At 73.3% G+C, this 26,997-nt stretch carries 22 protein-coding genes; 11 read left to right on the top strand and 11 right to left on the bottom strand.

The genetic code is table 11. The features are described 5' to 3' along the window. Positions 1-18 precede the first annotated feature (18 nt). The 7 genes from AB4039_RS24995 to AB4039_RS25025 all read right to left on the bottom strand — a co-directional run bounded on the left by AB4039_RS24995 (position 19) and on the right by AB4039_RS25025 (position 12,281). A complete protein-coding gene (locus tag AB4039_RS24995; protein WP_266838215.1) occupies positions 19-972 on the bottom strand; it encodes a peptidase in 954 nt (317 codons plus the stop codon). Beyond that, positions 969-2,258, bottom strand: a complete 1,290-nt coding sequence (locus tag AB4039_RS25000; protein ID WP_442271865.1) for an ATP-grasp domain-containing protein — start codon at positions 2,256-2,258, stop codon at positions 969-971. Before AB4039_RS25000 ends, AB4039_RS24995 begins: the two co-directional genes overlap by 4 nt. Beyond that, entirely contained in the window at positions 2,255-6,166 is a 3,912-nt protein-coding gene (locus AB4039_RS25005) for a non-ribosomal peptide synthetase (RefSeq protein WP_442271866.1), read from the bottom strand. Before AB4039_RS25005 ends, AB4039_RS25000 begins: the two co-directional genes overlap by 4 nt. Before the next feature lie 246 nt (positions 6,167-6,412). Then, the gene (locus AB4039_RS25010; RefSeq protein ID WP_442271867.1) at positions 6,413-7,633 is read right to left on the bottom strand and encodes an MFS transporter; all 1,221 of its coding nucleotides are present in this window, start codon (positions 7,631-7,633) and stop codon (positions 6,413-6,415) included. 455 nt (positions 7,634-8,088) lie between these two features. After that, a complete protein-coding gene (locus AB4039_RS25015; RefSeq protein ID WP_442271868.1) occupies positions 8,089-9,534 on the bottom strand; it encodes an amino acid permease in 1,446 nt (481 codons plus the stop codon). 217 nt (positions 9,535-9,751) lie between these two features. Further along, positions 9,752-11,296: an APC family permease gene (locus tag AB4039_RS25020; protein WP_266838220.1), complete on the bottom strand. Its 1,545-nt coding sequence runs from the start codon at positions 11,294-11,296 to the stop codon at positions 9,752-9,754. Between the two features lie 34 nt (positions 11,297-11,330). Continuing rightward, complete coding sequence (locus AB4039_RS25025) at positions 11,331-12,281, bottom strand: hypothetical protein (RefSeq protein ID WP_266838221.1); 951 nt, start codon at positions 12,279-12,281, stop codon at positions 11,331-11,333. A gap of 327 nt (positions 12,282-12,608) precedes the next feature. On the opposite strand from AB4039_RS25025, the gene AB4039_RS25030 reads away from it, so the two are divergent. Beyond that, positions 12,609-13,064, top strand: coding sequence for an ASCH domain-containing protein (locus AB4039_RS25030; protein WP_442271869.1), 456 nt, complete (start codon positions 12,609-12,611; stop codon positions 13,062-13,064). Here the strand turns inward: AB4039_RS25030 and AB4039_RS25035 are convergent. Next, positions 13,061-14,719: an FAD-binding dehydrogenase gene (locus AB4039_RS25035; RefSeq protein WP_442271870.1), complete on the bottom strand. Its 1,659-nt coding sequence runs from the start codon at positions 14,717-14,719 to the stop codon at positions 13,061-13,063. The two genes, AB4039_RS25030 and AB4039_RS25035, sit on opposite strands and share 4 nt — an antisense overlap. Positions 14,720-14,795: 76 nt before the next feature. Between AB4039_RS25035 and AB4039_RS25040 the strand changes: the two genes are divergently transcribed. The 7 genes from AB4039_RS25040 (at position 14,796) to AB4039_RS25070 (ending at position 20,042) form a co-directional block, all read left to right on the top strand. Next, positions 14,796-15,320: an NUDIX hydrolase gene (locus tag AB4039_RS25040; RefSeq protein WP_442271871.1), complete on the top strand. Its 525-nt coding sequence runs from the start codon at positions 14,796-14,798 to the stop codon at positions 15,318-15,320. A gap of 152 nt (positions 15,321-15,472) precedes the next feature. After that, positions 15,473-15,871 carry a YidH family protein gene (locus AB4039_RS25045; RefSeq protein ID WP_266838225.1) on the top strand — a complete coding sequence of 133 codons (399 nt, stop codon included), beginning with the start codon at positions 15,473-15,475 and terminating at the stop codon, positions 15,869-15,871. Beyond that, positions 15,868-16,188, top strand: a complete 321-nt coding sequence (locus AB4039_RS25050) for a DUF202 domain-containing protein (RefSeq protein WP_266838226.1) — start codon at positions 15,868-15,870, stop codon at positions 16,186-16,188. Before AB4039_RS25045 ends, AB4039_RS25050 begins: the two co-directional genes overlap by 4 nt. 73 nt (positions 16,189-16,261) lie before the next feature. Beyond that, positions 16,262-16,558 carry a hypothetical protein gene (locus AB4039_RS25055; protein WP_266838227.1) on the top strand — a complete coding sequence of 99 codons (297 nt, stop codon included), beginning with the start codon at positions 16,262-16,264 and terminating at the stop codon, positions 16,556-16,558. Positions 16,559-16,675: 117 nt separating this feature from the next. Beyond that, positions 16,676-17,587, top strand: coding sequence for an MBL fold metallo-hydrolase (locus tag AB4039_RS25060; protein WP_442271872.1), 912 nt, complete (start codon positions 16,676-16,678; stop codon positions 17,585-17,587). Positions 17,588-17,756: 169 nt separating this feature from the next. Continuing rightward, on the top strand, positions 17,757-18,797 hold the full coding sequence (locus AB4039_RS25065) for a phosphotransferase family protein (RefSeq protein ID WP_442271873.1): 1,041 nt from the start codon (positions 17,757-17,759) through the stop codon (positions 18,795-18,797). A gap of 9 nt (positions 18,798-18,806) precedes the next feature. Beyond that, positions 18,807-20,042 (top strand): acyl-CoA dehydrogenase family protein, encoded by a 1,236-nt coding sequence (locus AB4039_RS25070; protein WP_266838230.1) that lies wholly within the window; start codon positions 18,807-18,809, stop codon positions 20,040-20,042. 21 nt (positions 20,043-20,063) lie between these two features. On the opposite strand, the gene AB4039_RS25075 is transcribed toward AB4039_RS25070, so the two are convergent. The 3 genes from AB4039_RS25075 to AB4039_RS25085 form a co-directional block, all read right to left on the bottom strand. Further along, entirely contained in the window at positions 20,064-20,675 is a 612-nt protein-coding gene (locus AB4039_RS25075) for a TetR/AcrR family transcriptional regulator (protein WP_266838231.1), read from the bottom strand. An 80-nt stretch (positions 20,676-20,755) separates the two neighbouring features. Continuing rightward, a complete protein-coding gene (locus AB4039_RS25080; RefSeq protein WP_266838232.1) occupies positions 20,756-22,486 on the bottom strand; it encodes an AMP-binding protein in 1,731 nt (576 codons plus the stop codon). After that, the gene (locus tag AB4039_RS25085) at positions 22,483-23,256 is read right to left on the bottom strand and encodes an SDR family oxidoreductase (protein WP_442271874.1); all 774 of its coding nucleotides are present in this window, start codon (positions 23,254-23,256) and stop codon (positions 22,483-22,485) included. The genes AB4039_RS25080 and AB4039_RS25085 overlap by 4 nt, the downstream gene beginning before the upstream one ends. A gap of 83 nt (positions 23,257-23,339) precedes the next feature. On the opposite strand from AB4039_RS25085, the gene AB4039_RS25090 reads away from it, so the two are divergent. From AB4039_RS25090 to AB4039_RS25100, 3 genes are all read left to right on the top strand, one after another. Beyond that, positions 23,340-24,668, top strand: coding sequence for an exo-beta-N-acetylmuramidase NamZ family protein (locus AB4039_RS25090; RefSeq protein WP_442271875.1), 1,329 nt, complete (start codon positions 23,340-23,342; stop codon positions 24,666-24,668). 121 nt (positions 24,669-24,789) lie between these two features. After that, positions 24,790-26,181 carry a serine-threonine protein kinase gene (locus AB4039_RS25095; RefSeq protein ID WP_442271876.1) on the top strand — a complete coding sequence of 464 codons (1,392 nt, stop codon included), beginning with the start codon at positions 24,790-24,792 and terminating at the stop codon, positions 26,179-26,181. 154 nt (positions 26,182-26,335) lie between these two features. Next, the gene (locus AB4039_RS25100; protein ID WP_266838236.1) at positions 26,336-26,950 is read left to right on the top strand and encodes a hypothetical protein; all 615 of its coding nucleotides are present in this window, start codon (positions 26,336-26,338) and stop codon (positions 26,948-26,950) included. The last annotated feature ends 47 nt before the right edge of the window (positions 26,951-26,997 follow it).

Here is a 26,997-nt window from a genome sequence, read left to right on the forward strand (position 1 = left end):
TGGACTGGCGGGGCGGGCTTACGGGCCGACGGGCGTCAGCCGGGCGCCGACGGGGCTCTGGCGGGCCTCGGGGTGGTGGCGGCCGAGGAATTCGGTGACGATCTCGACCTGCCGGAGGATGTCGTCGAGCTGGCTGAGGGTGGGGCTGACGCCGTGCCCTTCGAGGGCGCTGTTGCCGGTCTTGAGGTAGATCGGGGCGGCCACGCGGACGAACTCGGGTGCCTCGTAGGTGCGTACGAAACCGCCGGACATGCGGGGGTTGTCCACGTGGCAGTCGAGCGGGATGGACACCGCCTGGCGCAGCGCCGCGATCATCGGGAGGGTGAGGTCGCGGACGGGGTTGAAGCTGTCCGCGCCGAGCATCTCCAGCATCTGAGCGGAGGCCGCGTTGCCGTGGCCGCAGTGGGCGGAGACCTTGAGGTGGATGTCCTCGGGCAGGTCACCGGCGGTGCGCAGCCGGTTCAGCACCCACAGCAGGCCCTCGTCGTAGACGACGAAGCCGCGTACGCCGAGTTCGAGGCCGCGTTTGACGTCCTCGACGGCCCGGACGATCTGTTCCTGGCCGCGGAGGCGGTAGCCGATGCGGACGCCTTCGGGGGTCTGGACGCTGCCGCCGGTGTCGTAGCTGGCCCGGGGGCCGACCGACATCAGGATCTCGGCCCCGTACTCCCGGCCGAGGGCCACGTACTCGGCGATCTCGCGTGCCGTGTGGCGGTACATGCCGCGGGTCTCGGTGATGCGGTTGATCGAGAAGCCGCGGCGGCTGCTCTCCGACAGGAGCGTCTGGGCGGCCTGTACGGAGTTGACGGTGGGCACCTCGATCCTGAAGTGGCAGCCGTCGTCGAAGGTCTTGCCGGAGCCCTCGCCGGCGGAGGGGTCGGCGCCCGGCAGTCCCAGGCGGGCGAGCTGGGCCCTGGTCTCGTCGAAGAAGGGCGTGGTGGCCGGCGTGCTCGCCGTCGTCGTGGTCGTCATCTCGTCACCTCGATGCCGAGCAGGTCCGCCGTCCGTCCGACGATCTGCTCAGCGATCCCGATCGATGTCGCGTGGTCGGCGTGGACGACTTGTACCTCGCCGAAGTTCCCGAGGTTGCCGCGGCAGGCGGGCAGCACGTCGCCGTCCGGGAAGCGGACCGTGAGCGCGTGCAGGGCGTCCCCGTACTCGGTTGCGGCCCACTCCAGGTCGGGTACCCGGTCCGGGCGGGGGACGGGTTCGGCGGCGCCGAACCAGCGGACGGTCGCGTACCGGTCGAAGGCCGGGGCGACCGGCTCCACCTCCTCGTCGAGGTGGATGCGTACGAGCAGTTCGAAGATGTCCCCGCCGCCGGCGAGCCGGAAGAGGTTCGGCAGGCAGGAGCCCATGATGCGCGGGTTCAGTTCGATGAGCCGGGGGCGGCCGTCGGCGCCGAGCATGATCTCCACGTGGAAGACGCCCAGGCGCAGGTCGAGGGCGGTGACGACGGCTTCGGCGAACTCCATGACGCGGGCGTGGTCGCCCGGGCCGATGGCGGCGGGGATGGTGGTGCCGGTCTCCAGTGCCTCGTGCCGGTGCCAGGTGGAGCGTTCGCTGACGGCCAGGCGCAGGAAGCGGCCGTGGGAGAGGCCGATCTCGGCGGACAGGAAGCTGCCGGTCAGGTACTCCTCGACGAGGATGCCCGCCTCGTAGGTGGTGGGGTCGGCCTCGGCGCGGGCCATGATCTCCCGCAGGTGTGCCTCGTCGGCGACGACGTGCGCGCCCTCGCTGGCGGAGCCCCGGGCCGGTTTGACGACGACGGGGTATCCGGTGGCCCGGGCGAACGCGGCCGCCCCGGCGAAGTCGGCGACGACGGCGTGCCGGGTGGTGTCGACCCCGGCGGCGGCGAGGACCTCGCGGCAGCGGTGCTTGAGCTTGGCGTCCCGGGCTCCCCGGGCGCCGGTGAAGGGGACGCCGATCTCCTCGGCGATCCGGGCGACCGGGACGACGAGGGCGTCGACGGTGGCGACGAACCCGTCGACGGGACGGTCGCGGTGGACGGCGAGGACGAGCTCGCGCAGGGCCTCGTGGTCGGTGTGGTCTTCGAGGACGTGCACGGTGTCGACGAACGCGCCGTAGGGCGAGGCGTCGAAGTCGATGTTCTGGGACTTCTCCATCCGCAGGGAGCGGATCAGGGTCACCTCGTGGCCGARCCGCCTGGCCGCCTCGAACGCCGGGGCGTTGCCGGTCTTCCAGGTGACGAACAGGACGTGTCTGCGGGTGTGGTGCGGTGGTGTCTGCTCTGTCATCGGGTCGTCTTCCTCGCGAAGCGCTGTCCGATCCGGACGAAACCGGGTACGCGGGTTCCGGGCGTGGGGATGAAGGAGATGGAGCCGGCCAGGATGTTCTTCTTCGACATGGAGCTGAAGCCGCCGGCGCCGGAGAGCACGAGGTCGCCCTCGTCGAGCCGCAGCCAGCTGCCGTCGCCCTGGCGTTCGGAGTACTCGTAGCCGAGGTGCTCGCCGCCGCGCAGGACGTTGAGCCGGTAGCCGTCGGAGGCGTACAGGCCCGCGCAGTCGTCGAGGTCCATGTCGAAGGGGCGGCCGGTGCGGATCAGGCCCTCGCCGGTCAGGGTCCGCAGGAGGTCCTCGTAGAGGCCGAAGGCGGGGTAGGCGTTGGCCAGGAGGAGCAGGAAGCTGCGCTTCTCCGGGAAGATCTGGATGAAGTTGTGGTGGCCGCTGCCGTTGGAGTTGAAGCCGAAGGCGGTCGGTCCGAACATCAGCCAGCCGAGGCCCCAGGCGTGCATGAAGTGGTGGCCGGGGACGTCGATCTGCGGGGTGCGCATCTGCTCGGCGAGGTCGGCGGACAGCAGCCGCTCCCCGCTCGGGGCCACCCCGTCCCGGAGGGCGAGCAGGGCGATGTTCGCGAGCTCGGGGAGGGTGAGGCAGACGGAGAACGAGCCGGCGGCGTCGTCGGCGACGGTCTGGCGGGGCGGGTCGTGGCGTACGTAGCGCTGCTCCGTCTCGCTCCACAGGTATCCGGCCGAGACGGTGGCACCGTAGTGGCCGTCCTCGGTGAGGGTCTCGGGGATCGCCTCGATGCCGAGGGGGGTGAGCATCAGCTCGTTGACGGCGCGGCGCCAGGGGACGCCGAGGACCTTCTCGATGAGGGCGGCGACGATGGACGTGCCGCAGGCGGAGTAGGCGAAGACCTCGCCGGGCTCGAAGAGCTGTCCGTAGCCGGCGAAGGTGTCGAGGTAGCGGTCGAGGTCCGGGAGGTCGGTGTCGTGCCAGACCTCGTAGGAGTCGTCGATGCCGCTGGTGTGGGACAGGAGCTGGCGCAGCGTCACCTCGACGGTGCGGCCGTCGCTGCGCCGGAACGCCTGCGGGAGCAGGGCGGTGAGGGGTTCGTCGAGGGGGAGCAGGCCGCGGTCGACGAGCCGGAGCGCGGTGAACGCCAGCATCGGCTTGGTGATGCAGGTGACGCGCTGGCGGGAGGTCTCGTCGCGGGGGCGGCCGGTCTCGATGTCGTCGACGCCGTGGTAGGTGAAGCGGAGGGTGCCGTCCGCATAGACGGCGGCGCCGGCGCCGGGGACGCCGTGGCCGCGGCCGGACTCGTGCAGGGTCTCGGCGACGGCGTCCTGGAGCCCGGCGGATCCGGTGGCGGCCGTGGCGGCGGGTGCCTGGGTGCGCTTGTGGCGCAGCAGCCGGGCCTGGGACTCCAGGGTTCGGTGTTCGTAGATCTCGGCGACGCGCACGGTGCGGCCGGCGGCGTCGCCGAGGCGGGCGGCCAGCAGGTTGGCGAGCAGGGAGTGGCCGCCGATGGAGAAGAAGTCGCGGTCCGCGCTGAGGTGGGCGACGCCGAGGAGGTCGCTCCACACGCCCGCGACGACGGCCTCGTCGGGGTCGTCGGTGGTGAAGCCCCCGTCGCCGCCGCCGGTCGCGGTCCAGTCGACGTCCCGGGCGGCGAGCGCCTTGCGGTCGACCTTGCCGTTGGGCAGCTGGGGCAGCCGCTCCTCGACGATGATCTTGGATGGCTGCATGTAGTGCGGGAGCTTGCGGCGCAGGTGGTCGCCCATCTCCTCGACGGCGGGGCCCTCACCCTCCAGGCCCACGTAGCAGACGAGGCGGGTGTCGTCGTCCTTGCGGACCGCGAGGGCGGCGACGTCGCGCAGTCCCACGACCTCGCGCAGGACGGACTCGATCTCGCCGAGCTCGATGCGGAAGCCCCGGACCTTGACCTGGTTGTCCCGGCGGCCCATGAAGCGCAGTTCGCCGTCCTCCGTCCAGCGCGCCAGGTCGCCGGTGCGGTACAGGGTGCCGGGCGGCAGGTGCGCGGGGGCGGGGACGAAGGCGGCGGCCGTGCGCTCGGGGTCGTTGATGTATCCGCCGGCCAGGCCGTCGCCGCCCAGGTGGAGTTCGCCGACGGCTCCGCGGGGGACCAGCCGGCCGTGGGCGTCGAGGAGGTAGGCGACGGTGTTGTGGACCGGGACGCCGATCGTGGGGCTCTGGGTGACGGGGCCGGTGAAGCACTTCCACGTGGAGTACGTGGTGTCCTCGGAGGGTCCGTACAGGTTGTAGAGCCGTTCGACGGCCGTGCCGGCGAAGGCCGCGTTCACGAGTTCCTTGGCGAGGGGTTCGCCCGCGACGTTCAGCACGGTGGTGGAGGCGGGGACGGCAGAGCGCTGCAGGAGCACGTTCAGCGCGCTGGGCACGGTGTTGACCAGGGAGGGGCGCAGGGCGTCGTCCTCGGTGAGGGCCAGTACGTTGTCCACGACGACGACGCAGCCGCCCGTGGTCAGCGGGGCCCACAGTTCGAACACCGAGAGGTCGAAGTTGAGCGAGGTCGCGAAGAGCACGCGGGCGAGGTCCTCGGGCCCGTAGGTGTCGCGGGCCCAGGCGAGCAGGGCCACCACGTTGCGGTGGCTGATGACCACGCCCTTGGGCAGGCCGGTCGAGCCGGAGGTGTAGATCAGGTGGGTGGTGGCGGCCGGGTCCACGGCGAGGTCCGGCGGGTCGGGGCGTTCGGCGGCGGCCTTCTCCCAGAGCTCGCCCCACGCCAGCGCGGTCGTGTCCAAGGCGGTCAGCCACGGTGCGGGGCCGCCGCCGGCCGTGTCGTCGTGGACGACGCCGGCCATGTCCGCCGTGGCGGCGATGCCGCTCAGCCGGTCGGCGGGGTAGGCCGGGTCGAGGGGGACGTAGGCACAGCCCGCCTTGTGGAGGGCGAGCAGCAGGCAGACGGTCCGGTGGGTGCGGGCGACGGAGACGCCGACGCGCGATCCGGGGGTGATGCCGTGGGCCAGCAGGGCGCGGGCGATCCGGTTGGCCTGCTCGTCGAGCTCGCGGTAGGTGAGGGTGAGGCCCCTCCACTCCACGGCGGGGGCCTGGGGGGTGCGGGCCGCCTGGGCCTCGACGTGGGTGTGCACTGCGGTGTCGCGGGGGCGGGGCCGGGCGGTGGCGTTGAGGTCCGTGAGCAGGTGGCGGGTCTCCGGCTCCGACAGCAGGGCCAGGTCCGCGACGGGGTCGGCGGGGCGGCGGCAGGCGTCGAGGAGCAGGGTCCGGTAGTTCGCGGCCATCCGGGAGACGAACTCGGCGGCGAACAGGGTGGTGTCGTAGACGAGGGCGAAGCGCACCGCGTCGGGGGCGTGCTCGACCTCCAGCAGGAGGTGCAGGCCGTCCGGGCGGGCGCCCGCTCCGGCTCCCGCCCGGGGGGCCTCGTGGTCGGCGAAGCCCACGCGCAGGCCGGTGCCGAGGGCGGCGAGGGCGTCGCGGGTGCCGGGGGCCTCTGGGGCCTCGGCGGCGGGGGTGTCGGCGGCGGGGGTGTCGGCGGCGTCGGCGTCCGGGCGCCCGGTGGCGGCACGGTACCGGGCGGCGAGGGCGGCGGTCAGCTCCGCGAACGTGACGTCCTCCCCGATCCGGGAGCGGACGGCCACGGGGCGGGTTCCGGCCGGTCCTCCGGAGCGGGCGGTGACGAGGTCGTCCTGGCCGCTGTACCGGTGGATCAGGAGGGTGAACGCCGCGTTGAACAGCTCGGCGGCTTCGAGCCCGCACGCCCCGACGAACTCCGCGAGTGGCTGGAAATCGTCGCCCGTCCAGGAGTACGTCCCCGACAGTTCCGTCACCTCGCCGCCCGGGTCCCGGGTCGGGAGCTGGAGTGCCGGAGCCGCCGTCCGCCCCTCTTCGGGACCGGTTGACGCGACGGTATGCAATTCGGCCACCGACGTGATTCCCCTCGTTCGACTGCATTGTTTCGGTCTGCGGGTACGGCGGAATTCATCCCCGGCGCGGTGCGGACTGCCGGGGAAAGCGACACGGAATTCCCGATGCCCCGCCGAATTCGCGCACGCCACTGCTCCCCGGGGCCCGGGGTGGGTGGAATGCGGAATACGGGTGTGGCCCGTGTGTGGAATGTGTGCGGAATGCGGACGGATGATGGCGGGACGGCGGGACCGGCCCGGGAACCGCTACGGGACGCGGACGGGCGCCCCGGCCGGATCCTGCGCCGGCCGTCTGCGCTCGGCGCGCGAGGCGACCAGGGGCATGAGGGCCCCGACCGAGGCGAACCCGACGCCCATCACCAGCCAGCCGACCGCGCCGTGCTCGATCGCCAGCCAGGTCAGCACCGCCGGCGCGATCATCTTGCCCAGGTCGGCGCCCATGGCGGCGGTGCCCTGGTACTGGCCCTGGGCGTGCTCCGGGGCCAGCCCGAAGGACATCCCCCAGCTCCCGGCCGACTGCCGGATCTCCCCCAGGACGTGTGCGAGCGCGCCGGCGAAGAGCAGGACGCAGGCGACGGCCGCCGAGGCGCCCTCGGTGAAGGCGAAGACCACACAGGCCACACCGAGGCACAGCGATCCGCTCCGGGCCGCCCGCGCCGCGGCGGACGGTTCGTCGGTCCCGCGCGCGGCTCTGACCTGGAGCAGGACCACGGCGACGGTGTTGGTGATCAGGATGGCCGCGATCATCCAGCGGGGTGCGCCGGTGTGGTGCAGCACCCAGAGCGGGAGCACCACATCGAGCAGCAGGTTGTGCATGGACAGCAGGCCGTCCAGTACGACGAAGGCCAGGAAGGGCCGGTCCCGCAGCACCACCAGCGCCGGGCCGGGCCGGGCGGGCTGYGCCGGCACGGCCGGGAGCAGCAGCGTGAGCAGGCCGGTGACCAGGTAGGTGGAGGCGTTGAAGACGACGGCGGCCCGGTAGACGGCGGGGCTGTCGACGACCAGCACCAGCCCGGCGAGGGCCGCGCCGACCGAGACGCTGACGTTGCTGGTGGCCCGCAGGTAGGCGCGGACGGAGACCCGCTCCTCGGGGGCGACCAGCCCGGCGACCATGGCCATCCTGGCGCTGCGGCTGGCGCTGTACGCGATCGCCTGCACGGACAGCACCAGCAGGTACTGCCGGAATCCGTCGACGAGCAGGAGCGCGGCGGTCAGCGGCCCGAGGGCGAGGAAGGACCAGATCTGGACGGCCCGCGGGCCGATCCGGTCGGCCAGGTGCCCGGTCGGGGTACTGAGGGCCAGGGCGACGCCCGCGGCGACGCCGACACCGATGCCGAACTGGCCTGGCGAGAGCCCGAGGACGGACGTGGCGTAGATGGCGTTGAGCGCCATCCACAGGCCCTGTCCGAGCGTGTGCACCAGCGTGATGCCGGTGAGGGTGCGTGCGGATCCCCGTGCCGGGAGCAACCGGCTCAGCATTGCCGCACCGAGTCGCCGACGCGGCGACCGGAAAGCCGTACGGGCCTCGGGCCGAATTGCCCGGACCATTTCTCGACCGTCAGGATCACTGACACCGTTCCGTACCTCTCGTTCAGCACCATTGCCAACGACAAGATTCGGGAATTTCCCCCGTCGCGCCCGTCCAAGATCGTTGGCCAGGCACGAAGACCCATTAGAGACAGCGTCACGGCGGTACGTCCAGGGAATGTGTTGTGGCGCTCGTCACACGCGAATACCCCGGCCGTCGGCGGTAAATTCTTGGCGAAATTCTCCGGAGGAATGCCGCGAACGTCCCGGCTACCTGCGGGTAGGGAACGGCCCGGACGACGAGAAGGCCCCCGCACCGGTGTGCGGGGGCCTTCTCGTCATGGGGTCGCGGTCGTGGGCCGTACGGGGCTTCCGTACGCCGGTGGTCCGGCCCGTCAGTCGCCGGAGCGGGCGGCGGCGATCTGCGCCACCCTGCCCCGGACCAGGAACCAGCCGCCGACCAGGGCCGCGCCGATGACCGGGACGAAGAGGATCGTGGTGCGGCCGACGCCTCCGTCGCACCACATCAGGACCAGGACGGTGACCAGGAAGACCAGCGTCACGATCTGGGTGTACGGGGCCCACGGCAGGCGGTAGGAGGGGCGCTCCAGGAGGCCCTGGCCGGCGCGCCGCCAGAAGTGGAGCGAGCACAGCATGACCATCGCCCAGGTGCCCAGGATGCCGAGCGAGGCGAAGTTCAGGACGATCTCGAAGGCGTCCTTGGGCATGAAGTAGTTCAGGCCGACGCCCGCGACGCCGAAGGCGGCGGTGAACAGGACGCCGCCGTAGGGGACCTTGCCCTTGTTCATGACGCCGGTGAACTTGGGGGCGGAGCCGGAGACGGCCATCGAGCGCAGGATGCGGCCGGTGGAGTAGAGGCCGGAGTTCAGGCTGGAGAGGGCCGCGGTCAGGACGACCAGGTTCATGATGCCGGCGGCGCCGGGGACGCCGAGCTTGTCGAAGACCGTGACGAAGGGGCTCTGGTCACCGGAGTACTCGGTGTACGGGAGCAGCAGGGCCAGCAGGACCACGGAGCCGACGTAGAAGAGGCCCACGCGCCACATGATCGAGTTGATCGCCTTGGGCATGATCTTCTCGGGGTTCTCGGTCTCGCCCGCGGCGACGCCGCAGAGCTCGACGGAGGCGTACGCGAAGACGACGCCCTGGATGACCAGGAGCATCGGGAGCACGCCGGACGGGAAGATGCCGCCGTTGTCGGTGATGTTGGCGAGGCCCGGGGTGTGGCCGCCGATGTCGTGGCTGGTGGCGACGAGGTAGATGCCGACGATCAGGAAGACCGCCAGGGCGGCGACCTTGACCAGGGAGAACCAGAACTCCAWCTCGCCGAAGTACTTCACCGAGATCAGGTTGGCGGTCAGCACGACGGCCAGGGCGATGAAGGCGAGCACCCACTGGGGGACGTCGGTGAACATCGACCAGAAGTGCGCGTAGGTCGCGGCGGCCGTGATATCGGCCACGGTGGTCGTGGACCAGTTGAGGAAGTAGAGCCAGCCGGCGGTGTAGGCGCCCTTCTCCCCCATGAACTCGCGCGCGTAGGAGACGAAGGCTCCGGAGGACGGGCGGTACAGCACGAGCTCGCCCAGGGCCCGGACCACGAAGAAGGCGAAGACTCCGCACACCGCGTAGGCGATGGCGAGGGAGGGGCCGGCGCCGGCGAGCCGGCCGCCCGCGCCGAGGAACAGGCCGGTGCCTATCGCTCCGCCGATGGCGATCATGTTGATGTGCCGGGACTTGAGGTCCTTGCTGTAGCCCTCGTCACCGGCGTCGACGTGGCGGGACGACGCCTCGGCGGGGGCCTCGGTCAAGGTGCGGTCACTCATTCGGGACTTCGCCTTCGTGGTTCGGACAGGCAGGTCCGGGGCGCGTGCGGGGGAGCTGGGTGGTATCCCCCGTGCCGCGTTCCGGTGATTTTGTCGCCCCAATAGACCATGAGGCTCCGCTACCCGCCAAAATCGGCCCCCTGCGCACGGAGGCCCCGGCGACCATGGAAACGGTCGCGCGGGGCCTCCGGCGGGCAGGAAAGCGAGGCTACGGGGCTCAGCCGACGGGGTCGGCCTCCGCGGCCTGGTCGAGGCGGAAGGCCTCGTTGCCCAGGCCGATCCGGGCGTGGGCCTCGGGGCGGCGCCTCTTGAGCAGCAGTCCGTGGACCAGTCCGCCGAGGGCGGCCACGAAGATGATCGCGGGCAGCGCCCGGCTCAGCGCGGAGCCCTTCGCGGCGCCGACCAGCACGCCGAAGTCCCGCACGGTGTAGACGGCGATGGCGATCAGCGCGAGGCCCGCCAGGGCCGCGGCGATCAGGCGCCACACCTGGGCGCCCGCGGTGCCGCGGCGGACGAAGAAGGCGATGACGGCGAAGGAGGAGGCGGCCATCAGGACGGTCACGCCGAGGGCGCCGACACTGCCCATCCAGGTGAACAGGTGCAGGACGGGAACGGTGGGGTCGCCGGCCGGCGTGCTGTCGGTGAGCGCGAAGGCGATGACGACGACGGCGGCCACGACGGTCTGCAGCAGGGAGCCGGTGGCGGGGGCGCCGGTCCCGGGGTTGGTGCGGCCGAAGCGGGCCGGGAGCAGGCCCTCACGGCCCATGGCGAAGGCGTAGCGGGCGACGACGTTGTGGAAGCTGAGCATGGCCGCGAACATGCCGGTGACGAAGAGCACGTGCAGGACGTCGGTGAAGGCGGCACCCAGACGGGCCTCGGTCAGCTCGAAGAGCAGTCCGGGACCGGCCTTCGCGGAGGCGGCGGTGATCCCGGCGGGTCCGGTGGCCACGGACAGGGCCCAGGCGCTGAGGGCGAAGAAGACGGCGACGAAGCCGATCGCGAGGAACATCACGCGCGAGACCACGATGTGCGGCCTGCTGGTCTCCTCGGCGTACACCGGGGACTGCTCGAAGCCGACGAAGGCGGCGATGCAGAAGCACAGGGCCGTGCCGAGGCCGGCTCCGGAGAGGGTGCCGGGGTCGAAGGCGGTGAGGGAGAGGCCTTCGGGGCCGGGCTTGCCGAGGGCGGCGGCGTCGAAGACGACGACGAGGGCGCACTCGATCAGCAGCAGGACGCCGAGCACCTTGGCGTTGAGGTCGATCTTCAGCCAGCCGAGCGCGCCGGTGGCGGCGACGGCGATCAGGGCCGGGATCCACCAGGCGACCGTGGTGTCGAGGTAGGTCGCGAAGAGGCCGGAGATCTCGAAGCCGAGGATGCCGTACACGCCGACCTGCATGGCGCTGTAGGCGACGAGGGCGACGAGGGAGGCGCAGGCCCCGGCGGTGGGCCCGAGGCCGCGCGCGATGTACGCGTAGAAGGCGCCGGCGTTGTGGACGTGGCGGCTCATCTCGGCGTACCCGACGCCGAAGAGGGCGAGGACGACGCCGAGGATCACGAAGAGGAGCGGCTGGCCGACGATGCCCATGACCCCGAAGATCGTGGGCATGACACCCGCGACGACCATCAGGGGCGCGCTCGCGGCGAGTACGGAGAGCAGCAGTCCGGCGGTGCCGAGACGGCCGGCCCGCAGGGCGCGGTCCTGGCCCTTGTACGTGCGGATCTCGGCCTCGGCTGGGAGCGTGGTGGATCTGCCCGTCGGCATGGCGGGGTCCTTTCGGGGGACTGGCTGGTCGGAGTCAGGCGGTGCCGAGCGCGGCGCTGCGCGCGGCGAGGAAGGCCTTGTGCGGGTCCCGGTCCGGATAGGACCAGGGCGCGGGGGTGGCATGGCTGCCGATGCGGTGGAAGAGGGCCGCGGCCTCGGCGGGGCGGCCCTCGCAGAGCTTGGCGTGGGCGAGGAAGTTGAGGTCGACCCGGTTGCGGGGGTGGTCCTCGCGTTCCCACTCCAGCCACCAGTCGAAGGCGGAGCGCAGCACCTGCCGGGCGCGGCGGCCGGTCCAGTGCGGGCCGGCGGACTCGGGGGCGGCACCCCCCTGGGCGGAGGCGAGGACCCGGTAGCGCTCGGCGTGGGCGATGACGGGCAGCACGGCGAGCGGGGAGTCGGCCGGGGACTCCTCGGCGGCCCAGGCGGCGAAGTCGTAGACCTCGTGGAGCGGGTCGTGCCCCAGGGAGGGGGTGCGTTCGGCCAGCTTGGCGACCATCAGGTGGTGGGCGTGGTGGTGCTCCCGGTGGCGGGCCCGGACCTGGTCGAAGTGGCGGCTGAACTCCTCCTCGGTACCGAAGGCGCGGGAGAGCATGAGCAGGCCCAGCCAGGGCGTGGGGTCGGCGGGCAGCAGCGCGGCGGCCCGCCGGCAGGCCTCCTCGGCCGCCTCGGGAGTGCCCTTGCGGCGCAGGGCGCTGAAGACGGCGGCGCAGGCGAGGAGGGTCGTGGCGTCGGCGCTGCCGGGCTCGGCGAGCAGCCATTCGCGGGCCCACGCGGTGGCGGCCGGGGTTTCGGCGAGGACGACCACGCGGTGGCCGCGACGGTCCCAGTCGTCACCGGTGCCGACGAGGAGGGTACGGGCCTTGGACCACCGGCCCTGGGTGAACTGGGAGCGCACGGAGACCAGTTCGGTGTCGCACAGGGCCGGGTCGAAGAGCTGGGCGTCCCGCTTGCGGGCGCGGCCGAGGGGCGGCGGAGGCGGGGACATCCGCGGGTTCCCTCCAGGACGCGGGCGCGGGTGGACGATGTACGCGGGAGCATGCACGGGGTGACGACCGGGGTGATGACTGAGGACGGTGGTGCCGGTGATGCGGGCGGTTCCGGTGGTGCGGGGGCGGTTCCGGTGGTGCGGCTGGATCACGCCGGTGAGCGTTCCGGATGATCACACACAGCAAACCGGTACGCACAGCTCCGCGTCAAGGTCCGGTCCAGCGGGTGGCGGGTTTCAACTGGTGCTTCCGATAGCACAGTTGGCACGGATGCGGTGGTTCGGGTATGGGCACCACCCGCCGGACGGGGTCCTTAGGCTGCCTCCATGGCGATCTACGACGACCTTCCTCCCTTCCTCCTGGGCTTCCCCGGGGAACTGCGGGACCGACTGGTGGCGGCGGTGCTGAGCGGGGCCAAGACCACGACGACGGGACTGCTGGAGCAGTACGGGCGCGAGGGCGAGCCGCTGCCCGAACCGGGGGCGCGCGCGGTCCTGGTGGACTCCGCCGAACGGCCGCTGGCTGTCCTGGAACTGACGGAGGTGCGGGTGCTGCGGCTGGCCGACGTCGAACTGCGGCACGCGGTGGACGAGGGCGAGGAGTACGCGTCGGTGGCCGAATGGCGCGCCTCCCACGAACGGTTCTGGCACAGCGGTGAACTGGGCGCGGCCGTGGGCGACCCGCACTTCACCGTCGACGACGACACCCTGGTGGTCACGCAACGCTTCAGGATCCTCCGGGACGGGGACGGGGACGGGGAGCGGGACCGGGACGGGGCCTAGGAAACGGCCTTCGCCGCCGCGCGGCCCGCGGCGCGGCCCGAGAAGATGCAACCGCCCAGGAAGGTGCCCTCCAGCGCGCGGTAGCCGTGGACCCCTCCCCCGCCGAAGCCGGCCGCCTCGCCGGCCGCGTAGACGCCGGGGAGCGGTTCGCCCGCCGGGGTCAGGACGCGGGAGGACAGGTCGGTCTCCAGGCCGCCGAGGGACTTCCGGGTCAGGATCGAGAGCCGGACGGCGATCAGCGGGCCCGCCTTCGGGTCGAGGATGCGGTGCGGGGCGGCGGTGCGGATCAGCTTGTCGCCGAGGTACTTGCGGGCGCCGTGGATGGCCGTCACCTGGAGGTCCTTGGTGAAGGGATTGGCGATCTCCCGGTCGCGGGCCACGACCTCCCGGCGGACGGTGGCCTCGTCGAGGAGGTTCTCCTTGGTGACGGCGTTCATCCCGCGCACCAGGGCGGCGAGGTCCCGCTCGACGACGAAGTCGGCGCCTCGGTCCATGAAGGCCTTCACCGGGCCGGGCACGGCCTGGCGGGCGCGGTCGATGACGTCGCGGACCGACCTGCCGGTCAGGTCGGGGTTCTGCTCGGAGCCGGAGAGGCCGAACTCCTTGCCGATGATGCGCTGGTTGAGCACGAACCAGGTGTGGTCGTGGCCCGTCTTCATGATGTGGTCGAGGGTTCCGAGGGTGTCGAAGCCCGGGAAGAGCGGCACGGGAAGCCGCCCGCCGGTGGCGTCGAGCCAGAGCGAGGACGGGCCGGGCAGGATGCGGATGCCGTGCCGGGCCCAGATGGGGTCCCAGTTCTCGATTCCCTCGGTGTAGTGCCACATCCGGTCCTTGTTGATGTGGCTGGCGCCGGCCCGCTCCGTGATGCCGAGCATCAGGCCGTCCACGTGCGCCGGGACCCCGGACAGCATCCGCTCGGGCGGGGTGCCGAGGCGGTCCGGCCACTGCGCGCGCACGAGGTCGTGGTTGCCGCCGATGCCGCCGCTCGTGACGATCACCGCCTGGGCCCGGAGGGAGAAGGCCCCGGTGACCTCGCGGCTGCTCGCGGCGCCCCGTACGGCGTCCGAGGGGGCCAGGACCTCTCCGGTGACGGTGTCCACGGCGCCGCCGGTGGTGGCGAGACCCGTCACCCGGTGACGGAAGCGGAACTCGACCAGGCCGCGGGCCGCCCCGGCCCGGACGCGGCGTTCGAAGGGGGCGACCAGGCCCGGGCCCGTGCCCCAGGTGATGTGGAAGCGGGGGACGGAGTTGCCGTGGCCGTTCGCGTCGTAGCCGCCGCGCTCCGCCCAGCCGACGACGGGGAAGAAGCGGACCCCCCGGGCGTGCAGCCAGGGCCGCTTCTCCCCGGCCGCGAAGTCCACGTAGGCCTCGGCCCAGCGGCGCGGCCAGGCGTCCTCGGGCCGGTCGAACCCCGCGGTTCCGGCCCAGTCCTGGAGGGCGAGCTCGCGGCTGTCCTTGATCCGCATCCGGCGCTGCTCGGGCGAGTCCACGAAGAACAGGCCGCCGAAGGACCAGTGGGCCTGGCCCCCGAGGGACTGCTCGGGCTCCTGGTCGAGGAGGATCACCTTGCGGCCCGCGTCGACGAGCTCGGCGGTGGCGACGAGCCCGGCGAGGCCCGCTCCGATCACGATCACGTCGGCGTCGTACGTCGTCATGGGTAGCCCGTCCTCCGGTCGGTGGTGGGGCAGATCCTTTGCTACGGAGCGGTAACCAGTCAATGGCGGTGGTTGGATGGATTCCGTGAGTGCCGCTGATGAAGTGCTGGACGTGGTGGACCGGGACGACCGGGTCACCGGGCAGGCCCCGCGGGGCGAGGTCTACGCCCGGGGACTGCTCCACCGGTGTGTGTTCGTGCAGGCCAGGGACGCGCGGGGGCGGGTGTTCGTGCACCGCCGGACGGCGTCGAAGCTGGTGTTCCCCGCGCACTACGACATGTTCGTGGGCGGGGTGCCGGGTGCCGGGGAGGACTACGCGGGGGCCGCGCTGCGGGAGGCCGAGGAGGAGCTGGGGGTGAGCGGGCTGGAGCAGCCGGCGCCGCTGTTCAAGTTCCTCTACGAGGGTCCGGGCGGGTCCTGGTGGTCCTACGTGCACGAGGTGCGGTGCGACCTGCCGGTGGCCCCGCAGGCCTCGGAGGTGGACTGGCACACCTGGCTCCCGCAGGAGGAGCTGGACCGGCGGGTCGCCGACGGGAACTGGGCGTGGGTACCGGACGGGCTGGAGGCGTACCGGCGGCTGACGGCGTACCGCGCGGGGTGAGGGGTGACGGCGTACCGCGCGGGGTGAGGAGCGGGGCGGCGGGGGGCTGGGCACCGGGCGGCGGCCGGGGCGGGGCGCCGGGGGCTGAGCGCCCGGCGCCGAAGGCCGGGGCGCTCCCGGGCCGGCCGGGTGGCTGCCCGTAGATTGGCCGGATGATCGACTTCGTCAAGGACGTGCGCCTCTGGTTCGCGCCGCAGCGACTGAGGGACGAGGGCGACACGCCGGACTACCGGTTCTCCCTGGCCAACGAGCGGACCTTCCTGGCCTGGATCCGGACCGCGCTGGCGCTGGTGGGCGGCGGGTTCGCGGTGGACCAGTTCCTGCCGGACCTGCGGTGGGGGGTGCGCGTCGGGATGGCGCTCGCGCTGCTGGCCGTGGGTGCGGCGTGCGCGCTGCGCGCGGTGAACCACTGGGTGCGGTGCGAGCGGGCGATGCGGCGGGGCGAGGACCTGCCGCTGTCGCGGTTCCCGGTGGTGCTCAGCCTGGGCGTCGGGCTGGTCGCGGCGGCGATGGTGGTGGTCGTGCTGCTGGGCTGGACGGCGGGCCGGTGAGCGGGCCGGGTACGGCCTCCCGCGACGCCGGGCTCCAGCCGGAACGGACCCGGCTGGCCTGGCGGCGTACGACTCTGTCCTGTTCGGTGGCCGCGGTACTGGCGCTGCGGCAGGCCCTGCACGGCTCCGGCTCCCCCCTGCGGGTGGCCGGGACGGCGGTGATCGCGCTGATCTGGCTGGCGTTCCTGGGCGTTGCACACGTGCGCATGCGGCAGCTGGCGACGGCGCGGCCTCCGGCGCTCCCGCCGCGGGTGGCCCTCGGAGCGGTGCTGTGCACCGTGGCGCTGGCGCTGTTCGCGGCGACGGTGATCTTCTGAGATCTGCCGAGTCGTGCGACACGAGCCCGGACAGAACGGGCGTTAAGGGGCGTTCCCCACTAGCCTCTGCGCCATGACGACCCTGCACCACGAGCACCCCACGCACGAACACACCCACGGCCCCTCGTGCGGGCACCGGGCGGTCTCGCACGGCGACCACGTCGACTACGCGCACGACGGGCACCTGCACCGGGAGCACTCCGGGCACTGGGACGAGTGCGAGACCCCGGACCACACCACCCACGACGGGCACGAGCACGTCCACGGAGCCGGCTGCGGGCACGAGTCGGTCCCGCACGGCGACCACGTCGACTACCTCCACGACGGGCACCGGCACGCGGAGCACGAGGGACACTACGACGACCACTGACGACCACTGACGGCCGCCGACGGTCGCTGACGGCCCCTCACCCCCCGCTCTCCCCCGGCCGGGCCCCGGCTGACAGGATGCCGATCACCTGTCGTAGCGACCCGGGGGAGAGCGCCCATGACCGTCGACGCACCGTACGTAGTCCAGCCCGCGGCCGGGGTGTACGCCTACGTCCAGCCGGACGGGGGCTGGTGCCTGAACAACGCCGGCTTCGTCAGCGACGGCGGGCGGACCCTGCTCGTCGACACGGCCGCCACCGAGCGGCGGGCGCTGGCCCTGCGCGAGGCCGTCGCGGCGGCCGGGGTGCCGCTCCCCCGGACGGTGGTCAACACCCATCACCACGGCGACCACACCTACGGCAACGGGGTGTTCGCGCCCGAGGCCCTGATCGTCGGGCACGACAACGCGCGCGCCGAACAGCTCGCGGCCGGACACCAGCTGGAGCTGATCTGGCCCGCGACCGACTTCGGGGCGATAGAGATCACCGCCCCGGACCTCACCTTCAGCGAGCGCATGACCCTGCACGTCGGCGAGACCGAGGTGCAGGTCATCCACCCGGGCGTGGCGCACACCACCGGGGACGCGATCGTGTGGCTGCCCCGGCAGCGGGTGGTCTTCACCGGGGACCTGGTCTTCGCCGAGGGCACGCCGTTCCTGGCGATGGGTTCGCTGTCCGGGTCGCTGCGGGCGCTGGAGCTGCTGCGGTCCCTGGGCGCGGAGACCGTCGTACCGGGGCACGGACCGCTGACCGACGCCTCGGCGTACGGGGCGACCGAGCGGTACCTGCGGTTCGTCGCCGAACTGGCGCGGGAGGGGCGGGAGAAGGGACTGACCCCGCTGGAGGTCGCGCAGGGGGCCGATCTCGGCGAGTTCGCGGCCTGGCGGGAGAGCGAGCGGCTGGTGGCGAACGTGCACCGGGCGTACGCGGAGCTGGCCGGGGAGCCGGAGGGCGTGCCGCTGGACATCATGGCCGTGCTCCGGGACATGACGGTGATGAACGGGGGCACGCCGATCCTGTGCCACGCCTGACGCGGCGGCCGTGGGGCGGCGCGGTCGGGGCGCCGCGGTCAGGGCGGCGCGGTCGGGGCGGCGGTGTCCGGAGGGTTCCTCCGGCCCGCCCTCTGGACGCCATACCGACTGGTCGGCATGATGTCCTCCGAGCAACCCTCACCGTCAACCCCGTACGGAGGTGCGCACCATGACCGCAGTCCCGGCAGGCTCCCCGAGCCCGCGCGGCCTGGACCTGGAGCGGCTGCGCGGCCATCTCGACGCCGCGCGCCCCGGGCTCGTGGGCGGGCCGTTGAGCGGCCGGCTGATCGAGGGGGGCCGGTCGAACCTGACGTACGCGGTCACCGACGGCTCCGCCCACTGGGTGGTGCGCCGCCCGCCGCTCGGGCACGTCCTGGCCACCGCGCACGACATGCGGCGCGAGCACCGGGTGATCGCCGCCCTGCACGGGACCGCCGTGCCGGTACCCGGTCCGCTGCTGCTGTGCGAGGACGAGGAGGTGCTGGGGGCGCCGTTCTACGTCATGGAGTACGTGGACGGGGTCCCGTACCGGACCGCCGCCCAGCTGGAGGAGATCGGCCCCGAGCGGACCCGGCGGGCGGTGCTCGCCCTGGTGGACACCCTCGTCGACCTGCACGCGGTGGACCCCGGCGCGGTGGGGCTGGGCGATTTCGGCCGGCCCGAGGGCTTCCTCGACCGGCAGTTGCGCCGCTGGGGCAAGCAGCTCGCGGCCTCCCGCGGGCGGGAGCTGGCCGGCATAGACGAACTGCACGCCGCGCTCGGCAGGACCCTGCCCTCCTCCCCCGCGCCGACCGTGGTGCACGGGGACTTCCGGCTGGACAACGTACTGATCGGCGGGCCGGACGACTCGATCCGGGCGGTGCTGGACTGGGAGATGTCCACGCTGGGCGATCCGCTCACCGACCTCGGACTGCTGGTGATGTACAGCTCCGACCTGGGCCTGACGGACTCCCCGGTCAGCACGACCAGCCGCGCCCCGGGACACCCGGACCCCGCCGAACTGGTCCAGCGCTACGCCGCCCGCTCCGGGCGCGACACCGGCGCGATCGCCTGGTACACGGCCTTCGCCTGGTTCAAGCTCGCGGTAATCCTCGAAGGCATCCACTACCGCTTCACGCTCGGTCAGACGGTCGGCGCGGGCTTCGACCGGATCGGCGAACTGGTCCCGGTCTTCATCGAACACGGTCTGACCACCCTCCAGGAAGGCTGAGCCACACCCATGGACTTCGCATTCGACGCCCGGACCGAGGAACTCCGCGAGCGGCTGCTCGCGTTCATGGAAGGTCACGTCTACCCGGCGGAAGCCCTCGCCGCCGAGCAGCGCGCACGGCTGGCCTCGCCCTGGGACACCCCGGCCGTCTTCGGTGAACTGAAGGCCGAAGCGCGCCGCCAGGGCCTGTGGAACCTCTTCTTCGTGGACCAGCACGGCCTGCCGGGCGCGGAGCACGGCGCCGGACTGACCAACCTCCAGTACGCCCCGCTCGCCGAGATCACCGGCCGCAGTCCGCACCTGGCGCCGATGGCGACCAACTGCGCCGCCCCGGACACCGGGAACATGGAACTGCTCGCGCAGTTCGGGAACGAACAGCAGAAGAAGCAGTGGCTGGAGCCGTTGCTGGCCGGCGAGATCCGCTCCGCCTTCGCGATGACCGAGCCCGAGGTGGCCTCCTCGGACGCGACGAACATCGAGACGCGGATCGAGCGCGTCGGCGACGAGTACGTGGTCACCGGCCGCAAGTGGTACATCTCCGGGGCGATGAACCCCGACTGCAAGGTCTTCATCGTGATGGGCAAGACCGATCCGCGGGGCGCCGACCCGCGCCGCCAGCAGTCGATGATCCTGGTCCCGCGGGACACCCCGGGCGTCGAGGTGCGGCGGGCGATGACGGTGTACGGGTACGCCGACCACGACCACGGCGGGCACGCCGAGGTGGTCTTCGACGGGGTCCGGGTTCCGGCGGCCAACCTCATCGGCGAGGAGGGCACCGGCTTCGCCATCGCCCAGGCGCGGCTGGGTCCGGGGCGGATCCACCACTGCATGCGGCTCATCGGCATGGCCGAGCGCGCCGTCGAGCTGATGTGCCGCCGCGCGGTGGGACGTACGGCCTTCGGCAAGGAGCTGGCCGCGCAGGGAGTGGTGCAGGGCTGGATCGCGGACGCCCGGGTCACCATCGAGCAGCTGCGGCTGCTGGTGCTGAAGACCGCCTGGCTGATGGACACGGTGGGCAACCGCGGCGCGCACACCGAGATCCAGGCCATCAAGATCGCTACCCCCCGCGCGGTCGTGGGCATCCTGGACCAGGCCGTGCAGCTGCACGGCGCGGGCGGCGTCAGCCAGGACTTCCCGCTGGCCGAGCTGTGGGCGGCGGCGCGGACGCTGCGGCTGGCGGACGGGCCGGACGAGGTCCACCAGCGCTCGCTGGCGCACCGGGAACTGAAGCGGTACCGGGCCTAGGCGAGGCCCGGCGCCTCCTGCTCAGGGCCTGAGCGAGCGCAGCAGCAGGTCGGCGAGGTGGTCGGCGACCTGGTGGGGGGTGAGCGGGCCGTCCGTGCGGTACCAGGTCGACAGGTGGTGGACGGACCCGAAGTAGAAGTCCACCACCAGGTCGGCGGGGGTGGCCGTGGCGAACACCCCCGTGCGCTGGCCCTCCTCGACCAGGGCCCGGAAACGCTCGTGGTAGCGGCGGCGCTCCGCCCGTACCTGCTTGTACTTCTCCGGGCTGAGCTGGTGCATCGACCGGAAGAAGATCATCGCGTCGTCGAGGTTCTCGATGGTGGTCACCACCACGTCGGCGGCGGCGGCCCGCAGCCGCTCCTCGACAGGAGCGTCGGATCCGGCCACCGCGTCGAGCCGCTGCTGCTGGAGGCGCAGCATGCGCGCGTACACCTCGTGCAGCAGGTCGTCCTTGGAACCGAAGTAGTGGTAGAGCGCGCCCTTGGTGACTCCGGCTGCCTCGACGATCTCCTGCACGGAGGTGCGGTCGTAGCCGCGCTCGGCGAACAGCCTGGTCGCGACGGCCAGCAGCCGCTGCGGCACCGGGGTCTCCCGGTTGACGCCCTCGGGTCCCGCGGTGGTGCTGGCGGCCATGGTGCTCGCCTTCCTCTCCTGATCCGTCGCCTGTCCTGCGTGTGCCGGGTGTCCTGTGCCGTACGACCATCCGACGATTTTCAGCCGCGCTCGCGCAGTTCCCGTCGCAGGATCTTGCCACTGGTGGTCTGGGGAAGAACAGGCAGGATCTCGACCTCGCGCGGGTACTTGTACGCGGCGAGCCGCTCGGCGCAGTACGCGGACAGCTGCGCGGGGTCGGCGGTGGCGCCGGGCCGCAGGCTCACGTACGCCTTCACGCCCTCGCCGCGGTAGGCGTCGGGGACGCCGACGACGGCCGCCTCGCGGACGGCGGGGTGGGTGTAGAGGACGTCCTCCACCTCCCTCGGCCAGACCTTGAACCCGGAGGCGTTGATCATGTCCTTCTTGCGGTCGACGACGTAGAGCCAGCCGTCGGGGTCCATGAAGCCGACGTCCCCGGTGCGCAGTTCCCCGTCCGGGAAGGCCGCTGCGGTCTCGTCCGGGAGCCCCCAGTAGCCCGGCACGACCTGGGGGCCGCGGACGGCGATCTCCCCGGTCTCGCCGAGGGGAACCTCGGCGCCCTGCTCGTCGAGGATCCGTACGAGGGTCTGCGCGCCGGGCAGGCCGACCGAGAGGGTGCCGGAGCGGGGGTCGACGGGGGCCTCGCGGTGGGCGGGGACCGAGGCACAGGGGGCGGTGCACTCGGTGAGGCCGTAGCCGTTGCGGAGGTAGAAGCCGAAGGAGGCGCGCAGGCGTTCGACGAGGGCGGGCGGGAGCGGGGCGCCGCCCGAGGAGACCACCTGGAACGAGGCGAAGTGCTCCGCGGTGGCCGCGGGGTGGGCGGCGAGGGCCGTGAAGGCGGTGGCCGGTCCGATGGTGTAGGCCGGGCGGTGTTCGAGGAAGGCGTCGAGGACGGCGCCCGCGTCGAAGCGGCGGGCGAGGACGAGGGTGCCGGCGTTGACGAAGCAGGCGGCGAGCTCGCAGACGAGGCCGGTGATGTGGAAGAGCGGCGCCAGGGCGAAGTAACCGGCGCCTTCGGGGAGGGGGTGGCCGGTGACCTGGCGGGTGGCGTTGTAGGTCAGCGCCCCGTGCGGGTTCATGGCGCCCTTGGGGGTGCCCGAGGTGCCGGAGGTGTAGCCGAGGAGCGCGAGGTCGTCGGCGACCGGATCGGGCCCGTCCGGCGCGGGGTGCCCCTGCCGCGCCACGGTCACCAGGTCCTCGGGCCCGCCCGGGAGCCCGAGGGGCCCCGCCGTCGCGGTGTGCGGCTCCCGCTCCTGTGCCGGGGGCGGGAAGAGGCGGGCGTCGTCGCGGGTCTGGAACTCGCGCTCGTCGGTGGTGAGGGCGATCCGGACGCCGGCCTCGTGCGCGGTCCCGCGCAGGTACGCCGCCCAGGCGCGGGCCTCGCAGACCAGCGCGACGGCACCCGAGTCGCGCAGGACGTGCCCGGCCTCGGCGGACTTGTACATCGGGTTCAGCGGGACGACCACCGCCCCGGCCTTCCAGGCGGCCAGCACGGCGAGCACGAAGTGCGGGGTGTTCTGGAGCATGACGGCGATCCGGTCGCCGCGCCGGACCCCCCGCGCGGCGAGGTACCCGGCGAGGGAGTCGGAGAGGGCGTCCGCCTCGGCGTAGCCGACGCGCCCGTCGAAGTACGCGAGGGCCGTACGCCCGGGGGCGCGCGCCGCGGCGGCCCGGAAGGCGTGGAGCACGGTGGGCGGCGGGCTGACCGGTGCCAGCTGCGCCGCGCTGAGCCGGCGCAGCCACGGCCGCGCGGCGTACGGGGAGCCGGCCGGGGCCCCCGCGTCCGCCCCGGGTGTGCGGGCGGGCGTCACGAGGACTCCCACTTCTGCTGGAGGTGGTTCATGGCCTCCAGCCACCGGTCCGGGTCGTTCGCGCGGGCGGCGTGGTAGTCCGCCACCTCGGGGTGCGGGAGGATCAAGAAGCGGCCCTTCTCCATGCCGTCGAACAGTGCGTCAGCGACCGCGTCCGGCTCGATGGCGGTCGGCGCCAGGACGAGTTCGCCCGCCGAGCCCGCGGCGGTCAGCATGTCGGTGCGCACGCCCTGCGGGCAGATGGCGTGGACCCGGACGCCGCGGTGGCGGTAGGTCAGCGAGAGCCATTCCGCGAAGGCGAGGGCACCGTGCTTGCTGACACTGTACGGCGCCGCCCCGATCATGGTCAGCAGCCCTGCGGCGGAGACGGTGGACACGAAGCGGCCGCTGCCCCGCTCCAGCCACTGCGGCAGCAGGGTCCGGGCGGCCCGCACGTGCGCCATGACGTTGGTGTCCCAGGCCGCCTCCCACACGGCCTCGTCCGCGAAGGCGTCCCCGCCCGAGGCGAGTCCGGCGTTGGCGCAGTAGACGTCGACCGTGCCGCCGAGGGCCTCGCGGGCCTCCGCGACGACGGTCGAGGCGTCTCCGGGGACCGCGACGGCCCGGAGGCCGATCGCCTCCGCGACCGACGCGGCCTTCGCGGGGTCGAGGTCGTTGACGACGACGGTGGCCCCCTCGGCGGCGAAGCGGCGGGCGAGGGCCTCGCCGATGCCGCCGCCCGCTCCGGTGACGACGACTCGCTGGTCCTGGTACGCGTTCACGGGGATCACCTTTCGCCACGGCCTGCCGGATCCCGGCAGACTAACCAGTCGGTATGTGAGGACGGAAGGGGGCCGGGCCCTAGCGTGTGCGGATGACGCTGTCACGACGCGGGGTACTGGGGCTGGCGGGGGCCATGGGGACCGCGGGGGCCTTCGCGGGAACCGGTCCGGCGGCCCGCGCCGCCGCGGCGGGCACCGCGGGTACGGCGGGCGGGGCGGGCACCGCGAACACGCCGGACATGGCGGGCATGGCGGGCGGCCCCGCGCCGGGACGGGTGCTCACCGGATGCGAACGGCTCGCCGCCGACGGGTACGCCGAACTCGCCGGACAGCGCGTCGGCGTCGTCACCAACCCCACCGGGATCACCTCCGACGCCCGCCACCTGGTCGACGTCCTGCACGCCGACCCGCGGGTCGACCTGGTCGCGGTGTTCGGGCCGGAACACGGCTTCCGCGGATCGGCCCAGGCGGGCGGCTCGGAGGGGACCGGTCGGGATCCGGCGACGGGCCTGCCCGTCTACGACACGTACGACACGAGCGGGCAGCGCCTGGCGGACCTCTTCACGGCCGCCGGGATCGACACCGTCGTCTTCGACATCCAGGACGTCGGCGCCCGCTTCTACACCTACGTCTGGACCCTCTACGACTGCATGCGCGCGGCCGCCCTGGCCGGCAAGGCCGTGGTGGTGCTGGACCGCCCCAAYCCGGTGGGCGGACGCCGGGCGGCCGGCCCGGTGCTGGAGCGGCCCTACGCCAGCTTCGTGGGCCGCGAGCCGATCGCGCTCGCGCACGGGATGACGGCGGCCGAGCTGGCCCTGCTCTTCAACGGCGAGTTCCTGCGCGCCCGTCCGGTCCGGCTGCGGACGGTCCCCATGACGGGCTGGCGCCGCGCGTCCTTCTACGGTTCCACCGGGCTGCCGTGGGTGCCGCCGAGCCCGAACATGCCCACCCCCGACACCGCTCTCGCCTACGCGGGGACCTGCCTGTTCGAGGGGACCACGCTCTCCGAGGGCCGGGGCACGACCACCCCCTTCGAGGTGGTCGGCGCCCAGGGCGTGGACCGGCGGTGGGCGGAGGCGGCGAACGCGCTGGGGCTGCCCGGCGTCTGGTTCCGGGAGACCTGGTTCACCCCCTCCTTCTCGAAGCACGCCGGAAAGCTCTGCGGCGGGGTCCGGCTGATCGTGCACGACCGCGAGGCCTTCGACCCGGTGCGGGCGGGGATCGGCCTCCTGGTCACCGCGCGGCGGGCGTGGAGCGGTTTCGGCTGGCGCGCGGACCACTGGATCGACCGGCTGACCGGCTCGGACCGGGTGCGGACGCTGGTGGACGCGGGGGCGGGGGTGGAGGAGATCGCGGGCGACTGGGCGGCGGGGCTGGCCCGGTTCGCGGCGGTCCGGGAGGAGTACCTCCTCTACCCCTGACTCCGCCCGCCGGGCCGTGCGGATCCGTGCGGATCCCGTGCTGCCGCGGGTCTGGCCGACGGGCGCCCGCGGCGGGATGCTGCGTGCACCGCAGGCACGGCACGGCACTGAGGGGGACGTCATGACGGACAGCGGAGCCGCATTCGGAACCGGAGCCCGGGCCGGAGCCACGACGGCGACCACGACCACGACCGGGGTGGGCGTCGGGCCCTACCGGGAGCTGACCTTCGACGCCCAGGGCGACGTGGACCCGGCGACGCGGGCGGCGGTGGCCCGGATCGAGGCCACGGACCTGCTGGTGTTCGCGCACGGCTGGAACAGCGACCGGACCACCGCGACCCGGCTCTTCGACCGCTTCTTCGCCCCTTTCCCGGGGCTCGTGGGAACGGGGGTGCGGCTCGGCTACGTGGGGGTGGTCTGGCCCTCGATCCGCTTCTCCGACGAGCCGATACCGGACTTCGACCCGCAGCGCGCCCTCACCGCCCCGGACACCGCCACCGGCACGCGGCCCGCCCCCACCCCCGGCCTGGACGCCGACACGCGGCGGGCGCTCGGGGCCTTCTGGCCGGGCCGGCGGGCGGAGCTGGACCGGGTCGCCGAACTGCTCGACGGGCGCCCGGAGTCGGAGCCCGCCTTCGCCGAGTTCGGGGCCCTGGTACGGGAACTCGCCAATGTCGACCGTGCCGGTGCCGCGGTCGGCCCCACGGCCGCGGCGGATCCGGGCGGCGCCCGCGGGGTACCGGCCCTTTTCGCGCGGGACGTGCTGGAGGTCTGCCGGGAACTGTCCGACGCCCTGACCGCCGCCGGGGCGGACGCCGGCGAGGGCCCGCGCCTGGCCCCCGGTGACGGGCTGCGCGCCCTGTGGGGCGGGGCCAAGGAGCTGCTGCGCCAGGCGACGTACTACGAGATGAAGAACCGGGCCGGGGTCGTCGGCGAGCACGGGCTCGGGCCGGTGCTGGCGGACCTGGCGGGCAGACGCCCGGCCCTGCGCGTCCACCTGATAGGCCACAGCTTCGGGGCGCGGGTGGTGTCCTTCTCCCTGCGCGCCGTACCGGACGRGGCGCGGCAGCTGAAGTCGCTGACCCTGCTCCAGGGAGCCTTCTCGCACTACGCCTTCAGCGACAGCCTCCCCCACGATCCCCGCCGCGGCGGCGCCCTGCGGGGACTCCAGCGCAGGGTCGACGGCCCCGTGGTGGCCTGCCACTCCTCCCACGACAGCGCCCTCGGGCTGTTCTATCCCCTGGCGTCCCGGATGGCGGGAGATTCGGCCGGTCTGCTGGGGTTCGACGAACGGTGGGGCGCGGTCGGGCACGACGGCGTGCAGGCGCTGCCGGGCGCACAGCGGCTCAGCCTGGAGGCGGCCCTGCGCGACGGGCTGCCCGCGGCCGGTTGCGTCAGCGTGGACGCGGGCTCCGTGGTGCGGCGCGGCGGTCCGCCGTCGGGGGCGCACAGCGACATCTGCCACGAGGAGCTGGCCCGGATCGTGGTCGGGGCGGGGCGCATGGGGCGCTGAGTTCCGGCCATGTGCCACCCGCACGCCTCGACCGCCCCCGCATGCGCCCACATCCGGCAGGGCATGTTGGGCACGTCAGGGCACGCTGCTTCGTTCGACGAAGTAGCGCGAACACAGGTGTGGGCGGGGGCACGGCGGCGGAGGTGAAGGTGCGATGGCGGGTTTTCGGAGTCTGGCCTACCAGGTGCGCGATGCGCGCAACGACCGGGCCCTGCGGCGCCATTCGCTGCGCCGCTGCCTGGAACGGTTCGCGCCCTACGGGCACCGGGCGACGTGGTGGCACCTGTGCGACCGGCACGGGATCGCCCCCGAGGACCGGGGCGCCGATCCGCTGCGCCTGGTCGCGGCGCTGGAGGAACTGGAAGAAGCCCGGGCGGTCTGGCTGGAGTACGAGCGGCAGTTCGCGGCGCGCCGTAGACGGGAGAAGCACGACGGGGTGCGCCGGCCGGAGTGGGCCTGGGGCGGCAGCGGGGACGCCGTGGTGCGGTGCGTGGATCCGGGGGTGCGGCCGGACGGGACGCTCGGCGAGGTGCTGCGCCGACTGGTGAAGGCGCTGGAATCGGAGCCCGGGACGGCCTGCCCGGTGTGCGGGGAGCGGGAGTTGCGCTGGTCGGCGGCGCTGACGGCCCACGTGGCGTGGGCCGGGGCGTGGGCGTGGGACGGGCCGGTGTGCGGGGGCTGCGGGATCGTGGTGCCGAGACCGGCGCTCGCGGACGCGGTACTGGTACACCCGGCGGTGGTGCTCCCGGCCCCGGCGGGCGCGGCGTGAAGGGGGCGGCCGGAGACGGGCCGGGCGGACACCGGCCGGGCAGGGCC

The organism is Streptomyces sp. M-16 (assembly GCF_052114405.1).
Lineage (GTDB): Bacteria > Actinomycetota > Actinomycetes > Streptomycetales > Streptomycetaceae > Streptomyces.

What these genes read in the sequence shown, in the direction of transcription:
- AB4039_RS25040 (WP_442271871.1), top strand. Translation starts at nt 14,796, where the DNA reads ATGGATTCCGTGAGTGCCGCTGATGAAGTGCTGGACGTGGTGGACCGG.
- AB4039_RS25030 (WP_442271869.1), top strand. Translation starts at nt 12,609, where the DNA reads ATGGCGATCTACGACGACCTTCCTCCCTTCCTCCTGGGCTTCCCCGGG.
- AB4039_RS25060 (WP_442271872.1), top strand. Translation starts at nt 16,676, where the DNA reads ATGACCGTCGACGCACCGTACGTAGTCCAGCCCGCGGCCGGGGTGTAC.
- AB4039_RS25020 (WP_266838220.1), bottom strand. Translation starts at nt 11,296, where the DNA reads ATGCCGACGGGCAGATCCACCACGCTCCCAGCCGAGGCCGAGATCCGC.
- AB4039_RS25035 (WP_442271870.1), bottom strand. Translation starts at nt 14,719, where the DNA reads ATGACGACGTACGACGCCGACGTGATCGTGATCGGAGCGGGCCTCGCC.
- AB4039_RS25100 (WP_266838236.1), top strand. Translation starts at nt 26,336, where the DNA reads ATGGCGGGTTTTCGGAGTCTGGCCTACCAGGTGCGCGATGCGCGCAAC.
- AB4039_RS25065 (WP_442271873.1), top strand. Translation starts at nt 17,757, where the DNA reads ATGACCGCAGTCCCGGCAGGCTCCCCGAGCCCGCGCGGCCTGGACCTG.
- AB4039_RS25070 (WP_266838230.1), top strand. Translation starts at nt 18,807, where the DNA reads ATGGACTTCGCATTCGACGCCCGGACCGAGGAACTCCGCGAGCGGCTG.
- AB4039_RS25025 (WP_266838221.1), bottom strand. Translation starts at nt 12,281, where the DNA reads ATGTCCCCGCCTCCGCCGCCCCTCGGCCGCGCCCGCAAGCGGGACGCC.
- AB4039_RS25055 (WP_266838227.1), top strand. Translation starts at nt 16,262, where the DNA reads ATGACGACCCTGCACCACGAGCACCCCACGCACGAACACACCCACGGC.
- AB4039_RS25045 (WP_266838225.1), top strand. Translation starts at nt 15,473, where the DNA reads ATGATCGACTTCGTCAAGGACGTGCGCCTCTGGTTCGCGCCGCAGCGA.
- AB4039_RS24995 (WP_266838215.1), bottom strand. Translation starts at nt 972, where the DNA reads ATGACGACCACGACGACGGCGAGCACGCCGGCCACCACGCCCTTCTTC.
- AB4039_RS25075 (WP_266838231.1), bottom strand. Translation starts at nt 20,675, where the DNA reads ATGGCCGCCAGCACCACCGCGGGACCCGAGGGCGTCAACCGGGAGACC.